Annotated in this window: 13 protein-coding genes; 6 read left to right on the forward strand and 7 right to left on the reverse strand. The window is 68.3% G+C overall.

The window, feature by feature from the left end:
* Nucleotides 1-83: 83 nt before the first annotated feature.
* From ACQCX5_RS02895 to ACQCX5_RS02905, 3 genes are read right to left on the reverse strand one after another with little or no spacing between them, the layout of a single operon-like run.
* Entirely contained in the window at nt 84-2006 is a 1923-nt protein-coding gene (locus ACQCX5_RS02895) for an alpha-amylase family glycosyl hydrolase (protein ID WP_434540477.1), read from the reverse strand.
* Nucleotides 2003-3376, reverse strand: a complete 1374-nt coding sequence (locus ACQCX5_RS02900) for a glycoside-pentoside-hexuronide (GPH):cation symporter (RefSeq protein ID WP_434540478.1) — start codon at nt 3374-3376, stop codon at nt 2003-2005. Before ACQCX5_RS02900 ends, ACQCX5_RS02895 begins: the two co-directional genes overlap by 4 nt.
* A 31-nt stretch (nt 3377-3407) precedes the next feature.
* Nucleotides 3408-3899 carry a GatB/YqeY domain-containing protein gene (locus ACQCX5_RS02905; RefSeq protein ID WP_434540479.1) on the reverse strand — a complete coding sequence of 164 codons (492 nt, stop codon included), beginning with the start codon at nt 3897-3899 and terminating at the stop codon, nt 3408-3410.
* Nucleotides 3900-4030: 131 nt separating this feature from the next.
* On the opposite strand from ACQCX5_RS02905, the gene ACQCX5_RS02910 reads away from it, so the two are divergent.
* Complete coding sequence (locus tag ACQCX5_RS02910; RefSeq protein ID WP_434540480.1) at nt 4031-5833, forward strand: ABC transporter ATP-binding protein; 1803 nt, start codon at nt 4031-4033, stop codon at nt 5831-5833.
* A gap of 31 nt (nt 5834-5864) precedes the next feature.
* Here the strand turns inward: ACQCX5_RS02910 and ACQCX5_RS02915 are convergent, their stop codons facing one another.
* Nucleotides 5865-6242 carry a DUF3052 domain-containing protein gene (locus ACQCX5_RS02915; RefSeq protein WP_434540714.1) on the reverse strand — a complete coding sequence of 126 codons (378 nt, stop codon included), beginning with the start codon at nt 6240-6242 and terminating at the stop codon, nt 5865-5867.
* Between the two features lie 227 nt (nt 6243-6469).
* Entirely contained in the window at nt 6470-9232 is a 2763-nt protein-coding gene (gene aceE / locus ACQCX5_RS02920) for a pyruvate dehydrogenase (acetyl-transferring), homodimeric type (protein WP_434540481.1), read from the reverse strand.
* Between the two features lie 134 nt (nt 9233-9366).
* Between aceE and ACQCX5_RS02925 the strand changes: the two genes are divergently transcribed.
* Complete coding sequence (locus ACQCX5_RS02925; protein WP_434540482.1) at nt 9367-9891, forward strand: GNAT family N-acetyltransferase; 525 nt, start codon at nt 9367-9369, stop codon at nt 9889-9891.
* On the opposite strand, the gene ACQCX5_RS02930 is transcribed toward ACQCX5_RS02925, so the two are convergent.
* Nucleotides 9866-10927, reverse strand: coding sequence for a PHP domain-containing protein (locus tag ACQCX5_RS02930; protein WP_434540483.1), 1062 nt, complete (start codon nt 10925-10927; stop codon nt 9866-9868). The two genes, ACQCX5_RS02925 and ACQCX5_RS02930, sit on opposite strands and share 26 nt — an antisense overlap.
* A 30-nt stretch (nt 10928-10957) precedes the next feature.
* On the reverse strand, nt 10958-12436 hold the full coding sequence (locus tag ACQCX5_RS02935; protein ID WP_434540484.1) for a DUF222 domain-containing protein: 1479 nt from the start codon (nt 12434-12436) through the stop codon (nt 10958-10960).
* Between the two features lie 438 nt (nt 12437-12874).
* On the opposite strand from ACQCX5_RS02935, the gene ACQCX5_RS02940 reads away from it, so the two are divergent.
* The 4 genes from ACQCX5_RS02940 (at nt 12875) to ACQCX5_RS02955 (ending at nt 16461) form a co-directional block, all read left to right on the forward strand.
* Nucleotides 12875-14011, forward strand: coding sequence for a PucR family transcriptional regulator (locus tag ACQCX5_RS02940; protein WP_434540715.1), 1137 nt, complete (start codon nt 12875-12877; stop codon nt 14009-14011).
* Between the two features lie 151 nt (nt 14012-14162).
* On the forward strand, nt 14163-15089 hold the full coding sequence (locus ACQCX5_RS02945) for an ACP S-malonyltransferase (protein WP_434540485.1): 927 nt from the start codon (nt 14163-14165) through the stop codon (nt 15087-15089).
* A 64-nt stretch (nt 15090-15153) separates the two neighbouring features.
* Nucleotides 15154-16143, forward strand: a complete 990-nt coding sequence (locus ACQCX5_RS02950) for a beta-ketoacyl-ACP synthase III (protein WP_434540486.1) — start codon at nt 15154-15156, stop codon at nt 16141-16143.
* Nucleotides 16144-16215: 72 nt separating this feature from the next.
* Nucleotides 16216-16461: an acyl carrier protein gene (locus ACQCX5_RS02955; protein WP_434540487.1), complete on the forward strand. Its 246-nt coding sequence runs from the start codon at nt 16216-16218 to the stop codon at nt 16459-16461.
* Nucleotides 16462-16519: the final 58 nt, after the last annotated feature.

Here is a 16519-nt window from a genome sequence, read left to right on the forward strand (position 1 = left end):
CGGGCGGCAGACGAACGGGGCTGCACTGCCAATTATGGGCGGGTGCCCGCCCCGCGCGCCAGACCCTCAGCGGACGCGACTGGTCAGCGCAGACGACTGATCACGGCCGACCAGGGCGCCAGCCGGGCCGCGTCGCCGCCCGTCGTCGTGGCCAGCACTTCGACCGCAGCAACGCCCAGGCGTGGACGCCGCCGCACCCTGCCCCCCAGGTTCGCCTCGACCAGCCAGGTTTCGTCCGGACTGCTGCGCAACCAGGCCACCAGGTCACGGCTGCGGTGCACGCACTCGATGTCACCGGTGGCCAGCGCCAGGTGCGCGCGTCGCAGGGCCAGCAGCGCGCGGTACCAGGCCAGCACCGAGCGCGGGTCGTCGCGCTGCGCCTCGACCGAGAACCCCGGCGTGCGATCGTGACCCCTCAACCAGCGGCTGGAATCGTCCTGGTGCTCGGTCCACCGAATGGGGGTGCGGGCATGGTCGCGTGACCCGGCGAGCACCTGCCGCCAGGCCTTCGCGGCCGGCATGCCACCGGCCACGAGCTCGGCGTACCGGTTCAGCGACTCGACGTCACGCAGGTCGTCAATGCCCCGGAAGGGCTCGTTGACGGCACCGAGTTCCTGGCCCTGGAACAGGAACGGGGTGCCCCGCATGGTCAGCAGCAGCGTGGCCAGCAGTCGCGCCACCCGCACCCGCACCGCCGGGTCTGCGGCCCGCTGCCCCGCAACCTTGCTGACCATGCGCGGGTTGTCGTGGTTCTCGAGGAACAGCGCCACCCAGTCGTCGGTCACGCGGGCGTTGTAGTCGAGCCAGAAGTCGACGAGATGGCCCAGGTTGTAGCGGTAGTCGTCCCAGCGGGTATGGCCAGGGGTCTCGAGGGCATCGAAGTTGAAGACCAGGTCGAGTTCGCCGCGTCCGGCCCCGCTCAGCAGCCGTCCCGTCTCGATGCCGATGCCGGGGGTCTCGCCAATCATCACGGCGGTGGTGCCGTCCGGGCGGGTGAAGCCGTCACGGCGCAGTGCGGCCAGGTGCTCGTGCAGCATCGGCCCGTGAAAGTAGTGTTCGATGCCGGTGAACCCGAACAGCCGCCCCACGAACGGGTGCCCGTCGGGCAGGCCGGGTTGCTTGGAGATGTAGTTGATGACGTCCAGACGAAAGCCGTCGACACCCCGGTCGAGCCACCAGCCCACGATGTCGGCGACCTCGCGGCGCACGGCCGGGTTGTCCCAGTTGAGGTCGACCTGGTTCTGGTCGAACAGGTGCAGCGCCCAGGCGTTGGCCGATGGTTCCCAGCGCCAGGCCGGCCCCGAGAAGAACGAGTTCCAATTGTTCGGCGGCTGGCTGGCGTTCCCGTCGCGGAAGAAGTAGTAACCACGTTCGGCACTGTCGGGGTCGGCCAGCGCCTTCTGGTACCAGCGGTGCTCGGTCGAGGTGTGGTTGACGACCAGGTCGAGCACGATGCGCAGCCCGCGCCGGTGGCAGCCCGCGATCAGTTCGTCCAGGTCGTCGAGCGTGCCCATCTCGGCCATCACGGCCCGGTAGTCGCGCACGTCATAGCCCATGTCGCGGTTGGGTGAGTCGAACACCGGCGAGAGCCACAGCGCATCGACGCCCAGGTCGGTGAAGTGGTCGAGGTGGTCGATGATGCCGCGCAGGTCACCAATGCCATCGCCATTGCTGTCGGCGAAGCTGCGTGGGTAGACCTGGGCGAAGACCGCCGAACGCCACCACGGCTGCGGGCCCGTCACCGGCTCCCGCTCCCCCGCGCTGGGCTCGTCCTGTGCCGCGCTGCCAAGACCTGCGTTGGCCAGACCGATCAGCGCGTCGACGAGCCCCTCACCGACGATCGGGCGCACCAGCCGGTCGAGCGTGTCGAGGCGCAGGCCGCCCACCAGCCGCGGCACCCAGGCCGGCACCCCCGAGAACAGGACGACCTTGTCGGTCGCATCGCGACCCACCGGCGTCGCCAACAGGTCTCGCAGCCGGGAGCGGCGCGTCACCGGCAGGCTCATCCTTCCGCCTCGTCCAGGGCAGCCTCGCGGGCCCGCAGGTCGGCGACGATGCCGGCATAGGTCTGTTCGTCGAGCCGGTAGCGCGCCCGCAGCACCACCCAACTGGCCACCACCAGCGCGAGCGGCACGATGATCATGGCCACCCGCAGGATCCACGCAGGGCCCTCGTCGATGACCACCGGACCGGTCTCGGGGTCACTCGCCGACCGGCCGATGCCCGCCAGCAGCAGCGCCGCGCCGACGATGCCGGTCGACAACCCGCCCGAGGACTTGTAGATGAACGGCTGCAGCGCAAACGTGATCGACTCATTGCGCCGACCGAGCTTCCACTGGCCGTACTCGACCGAGTCGGCGATGAACATGACCATCAGCAACTGCACCGCCGCCTGACCGGCGAACATCAGCACCGCCGCCGCCAGCACCAGCGCCAGGTTGCGGCCGGCCGCCAGGAAACCCAGGTAGCCGACGGCGATCATGGCCGTGGCCCACGCATGGATCGTGAACCGGCCGGCCACCTTGCTGACCAGCGGGAACAACGCGAGCGCCACCACTTGGGTCACGCCCAGCACGGCCGCGAAGACCGTGTAGGCATGCAGGTCGCCGAAGACGTACTTGAAGAAGTAGATGGCGATCGAGGCGGTCGTGCCGTAGCCGGTGAAGAACAGCACCATGCCGAGCGTGGTCCACATGAGTTGGTCGTTGCGCACGATGGCACGCCACAGCTGGCGCAGCGTGGTGTTGCCGGTCACCACGTGCACACGCTCGCGTGCCCCCAGCAGCGGCGCCACCTGGAACAGCAGCATCATGCCGGCCGCGATCACGGCGGCGGTCGTCCACGCCGCCTGCGCCGAGCCCAGCTGCCGCTCAAGCCAGTGGGTGCCCGGCACGATGCCGACCACTACCGCGAACAGCCCGATGCTCGCCGAGATGCGGGCCACCGAACCGATCCGGGCCCGTTCGGCCTGGTCGCGCGACAGCGAGGGCAGCATGCCCCAGTACGAGATGTCGTTGATGGTGTAGCTGACCTCGTAGGCCAGGTAGACCAGGAAGAAGACCGCCACGAATGCCCAGCCCTGGGCGTCCCACCCGGTGAACATGCCGACGCCCGCGACCGCCCACAGCACGGCGCCGAGCGCCTGCCAGGGTTTGAACTTGCCCCACCGGGTGCGGGTGTTGTCGACGACCATGCCCATGAACGGGTCGTTGAGGGCATCGAAGATGCGCATGAACACCATCACGACCGTGATCGCGGCCAGGTGCACGCCGCTGACCAGGCGCACCTCGGTGATGTAGAAGAGCAGGTAGGTCGACACCATGGCCGCGAGCATGTCGCGACCGAGCGTGCCGATGCCGTAGCTGAAGGCGGTCATCCGGGTGAGGGGGTGTGGACGGTCGCGCGGATCAGGCCAGCGATGCCTTCACCTTGCCCGCCACGACCGCGCCCTGTGCGCGTCCGGCGACCCGCGCATTGACCGCCTTGACGATCGCGCCCATCTGCTTCATGGTCGGCTTCTCGCCGGCGGCGGCTTCGGCTGCGGCAACCTCTTCGGCGATGATCTGGTCGAGTTCGTCCTCGGTCAGTGGTGCGGGCAGGTACTGCTGCAGGAACTCCGCCTCCGCGGTCTCCTTCTGCGCGAGTTCGGGACGACCTCCGTCGGTGTAGGCCTGGGCGGAATCACGGCGCTTGGCGACCTCTTTGGTGACGACGGCCTGTTCCTCGGCGCCGCTGAGCTCACGGGCTGCGTCGCCGGCGACCTCTTCGACACCGATGGCGGCAATCACCATGCGCAGCGTCGACTTCGCCTGCTCGTCCCTGGCCTTCATCGCGGCGACCAGGTCGGCCTTGAGTCGGTCCTTCAGCTCTGCCATGTCTCGTCCTTTCGTCTCGTCCATGCTCCCACAGCAGGTGCGGTTGCGCCCATGGCAATATCCCTGAGCGCTTACGGGCGTCACCGCGGTGTCACCGTGGTCGACGCGGTCGGGCGGGGACTAGGGTTGTCACGGTTTGCCAACCGGAGGGTGACATGGGTTCGTTGTGGAAGCTGTTGCGGCACGTCGACGAGTTGAAGGCGTACTACATCGCCATTGCCGTCATCTCGGTGTTGTTGGCGGTGACCGCCCTTGCTTCGCCGTTCCTGCTGCAGGGCGCCACCGACCACGTCGTCAAGCGCATCCAGGGGCAGCCGAGCCCGGTCTCGACGGTGATCTGGTTCGCGGCGGCGATCCTGGCGGCCGAGGTGATCAACGCGCTGTTGAGCAACATCGGGGGCTACCTCGGTGACGTGATGTCGATGCGCATGCGGGCGATCCTGTCGTCGCGGTACTACTCGAAGCTGCTGCGGTTGCCACAGAGCTACTTCGACAACAACCTGTCCGGCGCGATCATCGCCAGGCTCACCCGCTCGATCAGCGAACTGTCGAACTTCATGCAGATGGTGAGCAACAACTTCTTGCCGATGATCGTCACGCTGGTGGCGGCGCTGGCGGTGACAGGGTTCTACTACTGGCCACTGACGGTGCTGCTGGTGTTGATCTTCCCGGTCTACACGTGGCTGACGGCGCTGACGAGCGAGCGCTGGCAGCGCTACGAGAAGGCCAAGAACGAGCACGTCGACATCGCCGGTGGCATGTTCGCCGAAGTCATCTCGCAGATGCGGGTGGTCAAGAGCTTCGTCGCACAGCGCCGCGAGCTCGACCGGTTCAACGACGAGTACACCGAGACGATTGCCCTGACCAGGCCGCAGTCGAAGTGGTGGCACCAGATGGACGGCATCCGGCGCACCGTGCTCGCCGTGATCTTCTTCGGCATCAACGCGATGATCCTGGTGCAGACGATGAACGGCCGGTTCAGCCTCGGCACGATGGTGCTGCTGATCCAGCTGGTCGGCATGGCCAAGGGGCCGGTCACCGGCATGAGCTTCCTGGTCGATTCAACCCAACGAGCGCTCGCGGGGTCGCGCGACTACTTCTCGGTGCTGGACGAGCAGGATGAGCCGGGGGCATCACTCGACCCGGTCAGCCCGACGCAGCAACTGCCGGCACCTGTCCCGGGTGCGGCCGCGGTGGAGTTCCGCGATGTCGGCTTCGGCTATGACCAGGAACCGAATGTGCTCGACAACATCACGTTCACGGTGCAGCCCGGTGAACGCATCGCCCTCGTGGGTGAATCGGGCGGTGGCAAGACCACGATCGTGAACCTGTTGATGGGGCTGTTCCCGCCGCGCAGTGGCAGCATCGAGCTGTTCGGCAAGCCGCACACCGCGCACGGGCTCGACACGCTGCGGCGCGAGGTCGGCGTGGTGTTCCAGGATGCGTCACTGTTCTCGGGCACCATCGAGGCGAACATCAAGTACGGCGCGCCGTGGGCCACGGACGAACAGGTGCGCCAGGCGGCCGTGCGGGCCAATGCGGCGGAGTTCGTCGAGAAGTTCGCCGATGGCTACCAGACGGTGATCGGCGAGCGGGGGCTGAAGCTGTCCGGCGGCCAGAAGCAGCGCATCGCCGTGGCCCGGGCGATGCTCAAGGACGCGCCAGTGTTGGTGCTGGACGAGGCCACCAGCGCCCTGGACACGAAGTCGGAGCGGCTGGTGCAGGCGGGCCTCGAAGAGCTGATGGTCGACCGGACCAGCATCATCATCGCCCACCGGCTCTCGACGATCGCCACCGTCGACCGGATCATCACGATCGAGGACGGGCGCATCGACGAGATCGGCACCCCGGCCGAACTGGCAGCCAGCGGCGGCATCTATGCCCAGCTGCTGTCGCTGCAGGAGTCGGGCTCGAAGCAGGACCGCAAGCGCCTGCAGAGCTACGACATCCTGCGCTGAGGGGCTGATCGGCGGCCGGGAGGCCGGCGGCTCAGCGGCGGGCGCCGCGGGGCCGCACGACCTTCTGCACCTGCCAGTGGTCGGACATGTCCACCGGGGAGGTCAGCGACAGCCCAGCCGTGTTGGCTGCTTCGGCGATGTCCTTCGCGTCGATGTGGCCATCGCGGCCCACCTTCGGGGTCATCAGCCAGATGACGCCGGTCGAGGACAGGTCGGTCAATGAATCCACCAGGCCGTCTGCCACTTCGCCGTCCTCAAGGCGCCACCACAGCAGCACCGCATCGACGGCCTCGACCGCCTCGTCGACCAACTCGTCGTCGATGGCGTCCATCACCAGGTTGCGCAGGTCCTCGTCGACATCGGAGTCCCAACCGAGTTCCTGGACGACCATGCCCTCTTCGAAGCCCATCACCTGGCGCACTCCACGTTCCCGCTCTGTCGCGGCTACCACCTGCGTCCAACCCTCCTCGGACCTGTCCCCCGCCGGTCGGTGGACCCTTGGGCTACAGATTGCCAGAGATGCCGGGCGCGCGAAAGATCGGGGGTGAGCCGGCGGTGGGCTCGTCCACCCCGCCCCACAAAAATGGGGGCCCGAAGGCCCCCATCCTTGTCACGCTCACTCGGGCCGAACCCCGGTCAGGCGTCGCCGCCCGCCGTGCCCGACGTGCCCGCGGTGACATCCAGCAGTCGGTACTTCTCCGCTGCCTGCTGTGCCCATTCCGCCGGCACCTCGCCGCGCTGGGCCAGCACTTGCAGGGTGCGCACCGCCAGCGACGGGCCGTCGATGTGCAGATGACGACGGGCAGCCGCGCGGGTGTCCGAGAACCCGAAGCCGTCCGCGCCGAGCGAGGCGAAGTCGGTCGGCACCCACTGGGCGATCTGGTCCTGCACCTGGCGCATGTAGTCGCTGACCGCCAGCACCGGGCCCGGACGGTCCGCCAGCACCTGGGTGACATACGGCACGCGCTTGCCCTGCTGGGGGTGCAGGAAGTTCTGCTCGTCGCTGGCCATGGCCTCGCGGCGCAGCTCGGACCAGCTGGTGACTGACCAGACGTCTGCCACGACACCGAAGTCGTTCTTCAGCAGTTCCTGGGCCTCGAGCGCCCACGGCACACCGACACCGGAGGCCAGCAGCTGGGCCCGGCGGGCGTCCTGGCCGACACCGTCGAAGTTGCCCGGTGCCAGCAGGTACATGCCCTTGAGCAGGCCCTCGACGTCCAGGTCTTCCGGCTCGGCCGGCTGCTTCATCGGCTCGTTGTACACGGTCAGGTAGTAGATGACGTCTTCGGAATTCTCGCCGTACATCCGCTCGAGGCCGCGCTTCATGATGTGGGCGATCTCGAAGCCGAAGGCCGGGTCATACGACAGCACCGCCGGGTTGGTGGCGGCCATGAGCGGCGAATGGCCGTCCATGTGCTGGGTGCCCTCACCGGTCAGGGTGGTCTTGCCGGCGGTCGCACCGAGCAGGAAACCACGGGCCAGCTGGTCGGCCGCCGCCCAGATGAAGTCGGCCGTGCGCTGGAAGCCGAACATCGAATAGAAGATGTAGATCGGCACCATCGGCACACCATGGGTGGCATAGGCCGTGCCCGCCGCCGTGAACGCAGCGACCGAACCGGCCTCGTTGATGCCAGTGTGCAGGATCTGCCCGTTGGTGGCCTCACGGTAGGCGAGCATCAGCTCGTGGTCGACCGGGGTGTAGTTCTGGCCGTGCGGGTTGTAGATCTTGATGGTCGGGAAGAACGAGTCCATGCCGAACGTGCGTGCCTCGTCCGGGATGATCGGCACGACGTGCGGCGCGAACTCCTTGTCGCGCATCAGGTCTTTGAGCAGGCGCACGAACGCCATGGTGCTGGCGATCTGCTGGTTGCCCGACCCCTTCTTGGACGACGCATACGCCTTGTCCTCGGGCAGCTTCAGCGCCTTGGTGCTCTCGCGACGTTCGGGCAGCGAGCCACCCAGTTCTTCACGGCGCTGGCGCATGAACTTGATGCGCGGGTCGTCCATGCCGGGGTGGTAGTACGGCGGCGCGTACGGATCAGCCTCGAGCACCTCGTCGCTGATTGGGATGCGCAGCCGGTCGCGGAAGTTCTTGAGGTCTTCGAGCGACAGCTTCTTCATCTGGTGGGTGGCGTTGCGGCCGGCGAAGTGCTTGCCCACCATGTAGCCCTTGATGGTCTGGGCCAGGATGACGGTGGGGGCGCCGGTGAACTCGGTGGCCGACTTGTAGGCCGCGTAGACCTTCTGGTAGTCGTGCCCACCACGCGACAGGCGCCAGATGCGCTCGTCGGACCAGTCGCGCACCATGGCCGCGGTGCGGGGGTCGCGGTTGAAGAAGTTCTCACGCACATAGGCGCCGTCGTTGGCCTTGTAGGTCTGGTAGTCGCCGTCGGTGGTGGCGTTCATCAGGTTGACCAGCGCACCGTCGTCGTCCTGGGCGAGCAGTTCATCCCACTCGCGGCCCCAGATGACCTTGATGACGTTCCAGCCGGCACCGCGGAAGAACGCCTCGAGCTCCTGGATGATCTTGCCGTTGCCACGCACCGGGCCATCGAGGCGCTGCAGGTTGCAGTTGATGACGAACGTCAGGTTGTCGAGTTCTTCGTTGGCCGCCAGCTGCAGGAACCCGCGCGACTCCGGCTCGTCCATCTCACCGTCGCCGAGGAACGCCCACACGTGCTGCTGCGAGGTGTCCTTGACACCGCGGTTGTGCAGGTAGCGGTTGAACTGCGCCTGGTAGATCGCATTCATCGGGCCGATACCCATCGAGACCGTGGGGAACTCCCAGAAGTCGGGCATCTGGCGCGGGTGCGGATAGCTGGGCAGGCCGTAGGGCTTGCCGTCCTTCAGCGCCGAGAACTCCTGGCGGAAGCCGTCCATGCGCTGCTCGTCGAGGCGTCCCTCGAGAAAGGCGCGCGCGTACATGCCGGGGCTCGCGTGGCCCTGGAAGAAGACCTGGTCGCCGCCGCCCGGGTGGTCCTTGCCGCGCCAGAAGTGGTTCATGCCCACCTCGTACAGCGTGGCCGCCGAGGCGTAGGTCGAGATGTGGCCGCCCACACTGATGTCAGGTCGCTGCGCCCGGTGCACCATGATCGCCGCGTTCCAGCGCAGCATGCGTCGCACCTCGAGTTCCATGGCCTCGTCGCCGGGGTACTCGGGTTCGCGTGCGGGCGGGATCGTGTTGACGTAGTCAGTGCTGGTCAGGGACGGCACACCGATCTGGCGCTCACGAGCCCGCTCAAGCAGGCGGAGCATCAGGTAGCGCGCCCGGTTGCGGCCGCCACTCTCGATCGCCCCCTCCAGCGAGTCCATCCATTCCTGCGTCTCATCCGGGTCGGTGTCCGGCAGGTTCGTCGGCAGACCGTTCAGGATCGGGCCGACTTCATCGCGGGCGCTCACTCCAACTGTCCTTTCGTAGAGGTGCGGCCAGCCTACTCGTGACCAATGACACAGTGCCAACGACCCCGATTAACGCAGCCACTCCTGCGCGAAATTGCTGGTCGGCGGCCCACCAGCAGGCCAGAATTGGTCCTGTGACCGAGCTCGACTACCGCACCGCGCACGCCGATGAGTGGGCGCAGTGGCGCGACCTGCGCCTCGAGATGCTCGAGGACGAGCCCATCGCCTTCCTGCAGACCCTTGACGACGCCCTGGCCACCCCCGACGACGTCTGGCGCCGACGCCACGCCGACCGGATCGCCGCCCCCGACGTCATGGTGTCCCTGGTGGCCGTGGCCTCCGACGGACGCTGGCGCGGCCACGCGATGGCCCAGGTCGACCGGTTCTCGACCCCACGCCGCTGCTGGCTCGGCGCGGTCTACGTGGGGCCCGAGGTGCGCGGCTCGGGCGTGGCCGACCGGCTCGTCGAGCTGGCCGAGCACTGGGCACTCGACCAGGGCTTCGACCGACTGCTGCTCGAGGTGCACGAACACAACGCCCGCGCCATCGCCTTCTACCTGCGCCGCGGCTACGAACTCACCGGCGAGGCCAGGCCCTACCCCCTGAACCCGGACGCCCGGGAGCTCGAAATGGTCAAGCACTTCGCCGGGCGCGGCTGAATTCCAGCAGCTGCGCCACCGGCCAGGTCGTGATGATGCGCTCGTCCGGCACCCCGGCCGCCTCGGCCCGTGCCGCGCCGTACTGCAGGAAGTCCAGTTGCCCCGGTGCGTGCGCATCGGTGTCAATGCTGAACAGGCAGCCCATGTCGAGCGCCAGCGCCAGCAGGTCGTCCGGGGGGTCGCAGCGTTCGGGACGGGAGTTGATCTCGACGGCCACGTTGAACTCGACGCAGGCCTGGAAGACGACCTCGGCGTCGAAGCGTGACTGGTCGCGCAGGCCGCGCTCCCCCTCGACGAGCCGGCCGGTGCAATGGCCGAGCACGGTGGTGTGCGGGTTGGCGATGGCTGTGACCATGCGCCGGGTCATGGCATCGGCGGGCATCGCCAGTTTCGAATGCACCGACGCGACGACCACGTCGAGGCGGGCAAGCATGTCGGCTGCCTGGTCAAGGCTGCCGTCGTCCAGGATGTCAACCTCGATGCCCTTGAGCACCCGGATGCCGGGGTGCTTGGGCTGCACCCGATCGATCTCTTCCCACTGCGCAGCGAGCCGGGCGGCGTCGAGCCCGTTGGCCACCCGCAGCCGCGGCGAATGATCGGTGATCGCCAGGTAGTCGCGTCCGAGTCGCTCGGCGGTCGCGACCATCTCGGCCAGCGGCGACCCGCCGTCCGACCACGTGGTGTGGGTGTGCAGGTCGCCCCGCAGCCGGGTGACCAGTTCGGACGACGCGAGCGGCGCGCCGCCCTGCTCACGCAGCGCGACCAGCGTCTGGGCGGTGCCGCCCTCGAGCGCGGCGGTGATCACAGCGCCGGTCGACTTGCCGACACCGGGCACCTGCTGCACCCCGCCCACTGACTCGTGCAGCACGAGCAGGTCGGCGGGGTCGAGTGCGGCGATGGCGTCGGCCGCCTTGCGGTAGGCCTCGACACGGCGGCTCTGCTGGCGCGAGCGCTCCATCCAGAAGGCCGTCTCGCGCAGATGGGCCACGGCGGTGGCGGCGGGCTCGGCAGGGTCGGTGGGGTCGAAGGTGCTCACCATCGCAGCATAAGGGCGTCCGCAGCTCAGTCAGGCGGCGACTGTGGCGGGTTGTTGGCGGGGCAGGATCTGGCCGGTGGGGTCCATGATCAGCCAGCTGTGGCTGGGCGTGACGAGGTACCCGAAGCCCAGCGGTGACTTCCACAAGAAGATTCCGGGTGAGGGTTGGGCCAGTGTCCAGCCGCCGTGGGTCTTGGCCCGGTGCACCCTGCGGGACAGCGGCGCAAGGTTCCCAATCCGTGACGGCGGGTCATCCTCGGGCTGCCGCTCGCCCACAGGGTCGCCGAGTTGGTCAACCCATGCCTGCCGGGACGACGCCCACGGCCGGGTGTGGTCCAGGTCAAGCCCCGCAGAAGCACGCTTCGCGAACGGGAACACCTCGTACGGGTTGCACAACAGCACCGAGCGGCGCATCGCCGCCGGCACCTCGTAGGAATCGACCGGCGCCACCCCGCCGGGGTCCAGCACCGGACGCACCGTCACCCGGGCATGCCCCAGCAGGTCCTTCACCCAACCCGCCAACACCGGACCAGGATCCAACCGTTCGGGCCCCGAGGCGGTGCACCGCGCGAGCCCCTCACCGGAGGCGAGGGTCGCATCAGTCAGGTGCACCACCAACTCGGCCTTCGGCAACAACCGGTCCGGGTCCACCGTCACCGTGCCGCAGGTATGCCCACGCTGACCCCGCGCCGGACATTCCAAGTCAAGATCATCGAGATCATCGGGCAGCGCGTCCTGCACCGAGGCCTGCAACAACTGCAACGCCCGCGCCGGTGACGCCAACACCCCCAGCGCTGTGGCACGACGCTGGGTGAGGGTGTCGGTGCTGCCCGCCTCGCCCAGGATGCCCGCCAGCCGCGTCAACTGCGCGTTCAGGAACACCGCGTCCGCCGCGTCCAGCACCGCAGACATGCCGGTGATGCCCTCGTCCGACTCATCGAAGTCGACCCGCCGACGGCCCCGCGCAAGGTTCCGGCCCTTCCTGGCGGGGTCGGGGTCGAGTTCCAGCACCCGGGCCCGCAGTCCCTTCCGCAGCCGCTGCCACGGCATCGTGCCGACCAATGCCGACAGCTCACCATCGATCACCGCACACAGCTCGGCGGGCAAGCGGTGCGTCACCGCCGCGAGTTCTTCGGCCTGCCACACCCGCAACCCGCCGCCCATCACGTGCTGCCACGTCGCCGGGAACCGGTACCGCACATCCAACGCATGCCGCAGCCCCACCTGCACCTGATCAGTGGTCATGCCCATCAACGCCGCGATCTCGACCACGCAGAACTCGGCCACCAGCGGCACCCCATCACCGCCCACCGCCTCGAGCCGCTCCCCATGCAACACCGACTCCGACGCGCCCCCGGGCACCACGAAATACAGGCTCGCGGCCTCGGTCAGCAACCGGAACGACTCCGCCTCAGCCCGCCGCTGCGCCGCATACGCCTGCCGCAGGTCGACCAGGATCGCACGCTTCGCACCCGCATCAACATCCTCCGGGAACACCGGACCACCCATCACGACCACCCCTCTCCGTTGCCTGGGTTCCACTGACTGGGCTCGAACGATTAGCACCTACGTTCTATTCTATCCGCCCAACGGGCCCGAGCCAAGACCCCGCGGCAAGCTTTTCGAACGTATTTTCGGCGGGCCCCAGGATGCGCCGACCCCACCCGCCGGCTCAACCCCTTGTGGACGCCGAGAGGTCACCATCTGCAGATCCCATCGACGTGTTCTGCAGATAGTGACCTCTCGAGGTGGGCCGACCTGTGGGCCGACTGCTGAGCCCGCCGCAGCACCAAACCCGTTCCCGGGTCGATATGCTCACCATCCAAGGCGCGCAAGAACAGGGAGGTGGGCATGGCAGAGCCTGTCCCGGGAACGGCCCATGCCCTCGTCTCGTCGGCCCGGGCGCGCAATGCGCTGGTCAAGCGGCTCTCGGGCACCATCTCGGCCATGACCACCGCCGCGCTCAGCGCGATGGAAGAACGCCTCGCGTGGTTCCGCGCCCTCGGCGCCGATGAACGCTCGTGGATCACGATCGTCGCCCGCACCGGCATCGACGGCTTCGTCGAGTGGTTCGCGGCCGAACCCGGCACCCGGGTCAACCCCGGCAACATGTTCGATGCCGCCCCACGTGCCCTGACCCGCAAGATCACCCTGCGCCAGACCGTCGAGCTGGTGCGCACCACCATCGGCGTGGTCGAGGAACAGATCCAGCACATGCCGCGCAATGACCGCGCCGTGCTGTCGACCGCGATCATGTACTACTCCCGCGATGTCGCCTTCAGCGCCGCCGAGGTCTATGCCCGCGCCGCCGAGCAACGCGGCACCTGGGATGCCCGGCTCGAGGCGCTCGTGGTCGATGCCGTCATGCGCGCCGAGGCCGACGAAACCGTGGTCTCACGCGCGTCCACGCTGGGTTGGCAGGCACGCACGCCTGTCACCGTCGTCGTCGGCGATGCCCCGGACGAGACCAGTTCGGCTGCAGAGGATGTGCGCCGCGAGGCCGAACGCGCCCGGGTCAACGCGTTGGCCGCGGTGCAGGGTGAGCGGCTCGTGGTGATCCTGGGCAGCACCGACCTGGGCACCGGACCGGGTTCTGCGGGCGCAGCCGTGGCCCTGGCGACCAAGTTCGCGGGCCGCTTCGGTGAGGGCAGCATCGTGGTCGGCCCCGTGGTCGAAGACCTGGTGGACGCCTCGCTCTCGGCGCGCGCGGCGATGTCGGGGCATCGGGTGGCGACAGCCTGGCCCGAAGGCCCGCGGGTCGTCTCGGCGGTGGAACTGTTGCCCGAACGCGCGCTGTCAGGCGACGGGCACGCCCGCCGGATCCTGGTCAACGACATCTACCAACCACTGCTGGCGGCAGGCGGTGACCTGCTGACGACCTGCGCCAGTTTCCTCGACCACGGCTGCTCGGTCGAGGCGAGTTCGCGGGCACTGTTCGTGCACGCCAACACGGTGCGTTACCGGCTCAAGCGCATCCAGGACGTGACGATGTACTCCCCCACCGATCCGCGGGATGCCTACGTGCTGCGGCTCGCGATCACCCTGGGCAGGCTCTCGGCCGGGCGCACGTCGCCGAAGGACTGAGGATCGCACAGCCCGCCCGTTTCAGTGCATCCCGACAAGGCCGAACACCCCCACACGGTGGGCGCTTTGTGGGATCCCCACAAGTTGGCCGTCACAGTTTTCGTGCATGCCGTTCCTACGAAAATGCTGAGAATCAGACAAGGTTGATGGCGTGCTTGCAATCGTCGCGCCCGGACAGGGCGCCCAGACCCCCGGCTTCCTGGCCCCCTGGCTGGAACTGCCGACGTTCGCCGCACGGCTTGACTGGCTGGGCACCGTCGCCGGGGTTGACCTGACCCACTACGGCACCGGGGCGGACGCCGAGACCATCCGCGACACCGCCGTGGCCCAGCCCCTGCTGGTCGCCTCTGGCATGCTCGCCGCCCTCGAACTGTTCGGCCACCCCGGTGATGCCTACGACAAGGTCGGGGTCGTCGCCGGGCACTCGGTCGGCGAGATCACCGCTGCGGCCGGCGTGGGTGTCATCAGCGCCGAGACCGCCATGGTTTTCGTCCGCGAGCGTGGCCGCCTGATGGCCGAGGCCAGCGCCGTGCGGCCCACGTCGATGACCGCAGTGATCGGCGGCGACCGGGACGAGATACTGGCCGCGATCACCGCTGCGGGCCTGACCCCCGCCAACAACAACGGCTCGGGCCAGATCGTCGCCGCGGGCACCGTCGAGCAGCTGGCAACCTTCGCCGAGAACCCGCCCGCCCGCACGCGGCTGTTCCCCCTCAGCGTGGCCGGCGCGTTCCACACCAAGCACATGAAGCCGGCCGTCGCGCGCCTCGACCAGCTGGCCGGGGGCATCACCACCCACGCACCCCGCGCGAAGCTGCTCAGCAATGCCGACGGCCAGGTCGTCCACGACGGCCAGGACTACCTGGCGCGACTGGTCAACCAGGTCGCCAACCCCGTGCGCTGGGACCTGTGCATGCAGGCCATGGCCGACCTGGGCGTCACCGGCATGCTCGAACTGCCGCCGGCCGGTACCCTCACTGGCATCGCCAAGCGCAACCTGAAGGGCGTCGAACTGTTCTCGCTGAACACCCCCGACCAGCTGGACGACGCCCGCGCCTTCGTCGACGCGCACGCCTGAAACCCACCCCTCACCTTCGCCAGACCGCCACTCGCTGCACCACTCGCTAGACAAAGGACCTACCTTGGCCACGATCAAGACCGCCACCGGCCCCGCCTACTCACGACTGCTGAGCGTGGCCGGCGTCCGCGGCAACCGCGTCGTCGACAACGCCGAGATGTGCACCTACATCGATTCGAGCGACGAGTGGATCCAGCAGCGCACCGGCATCGTCGAGCGGCGCTGGGTTGATGAGAACCAGACCGCGCTGAGCATGGCGCTCGAGGCGGGCGTCGAGGCCATCAAGCGCGCCGGCCTGCAGCCCGACGAGGTCGACGCAGTGCTCATCGCCACCGTCAGCCACTTCAAGCAGACCCCGTCGCTGGCCGTGCTGGTCGCCGACGGCCTGGGCATCCAGGACCCGGCCGCCTACGACATCTCGGCCGCCTGCGCCGGGTTCTGCTACGGCGTCGGCCAGGCCGACGCGCTAGTGCGCGGCGGTCTCGCCCGCAACGTCCTGGTCATCGGCGTCGAGGCGCTGAGCATGTTCATCGACCTCGCCGACCGATCCACCGCCTTCCTGTTCAGCGACGGCGCCGGTGCCGTCGTGATCGGCCCGTCCGACGAGCCGTCGATCGGCCCCACCGTCTGGGGCTCTGACGGTTCGCAGGCCCCGGTCATCGACATCCATGCCTGGGACACCGTCGACAAGGGCGACATCCCCAAGATCACCATGGAGGGCCGCGCCGTGTTCAAGTGGGCCACCACCGCGATCGCCGAGAAGACCAAGCAGGCGCTCGAGGTGGCTGGCCTTGCCCCCGAAGACCTGGACGTGTTCATTCCCCACCAGGCGAACAACCGGATCACCGACTCGATGCTTCGCCACCTGAGCCTGCCGGACGACGTCGTGATCGCCCGTGACATCACCCACATGGGCAACTCATCGGCTGCCTCGATCCCGCTGGCGATGGATGCGCTGCTGGCCGAGGGCAAGGCCAAGTCGGGCGATGTCGCCCTCACCATTGGTTTCGGCGCTGGACTCGTCTACGCCGGACAGGTGCTGCGCCTGCCCTGAGGCAGCGCAACACTTCTCACTGCAACACCCACCCACAGCAAGACCCAACCCACAAGAAACAAGGAGGGCCAGATGGCCAGCACCGAAGAGATCCGCGCAGACCTCGCCGAGATCGTCAACGACGTGGCCGGCGTGGCCGTGGAAGACGTCCAGCTGGACAAGTCGTTCACCGATGACCTGGACGTCGACTCGCTGTCGATGGTCGAGATCATCTACGCCTGCGAAGAGAAGTTCGGCGTCTCGATCCCCGATGAGGACGCCAAGAACCTCAACACCGTCGGCGACGCCGTCGCCTTCATCGAGCGCGCCCAGGCCTGATCCGTATCGCGGGGGCGGCGCGCAGCCAACACGGGCCGCGCCGCCCCCGCGGGCTCTT

Source organism: Aestuariimicrobium sp. G57 (assembly GCF_050110855.1).
Lineage (GTDB): Bacteria > Actinomycetota > Actinomycetes > Propionibacteriales > Propionibacteriaceae > Aestuariimicrobium.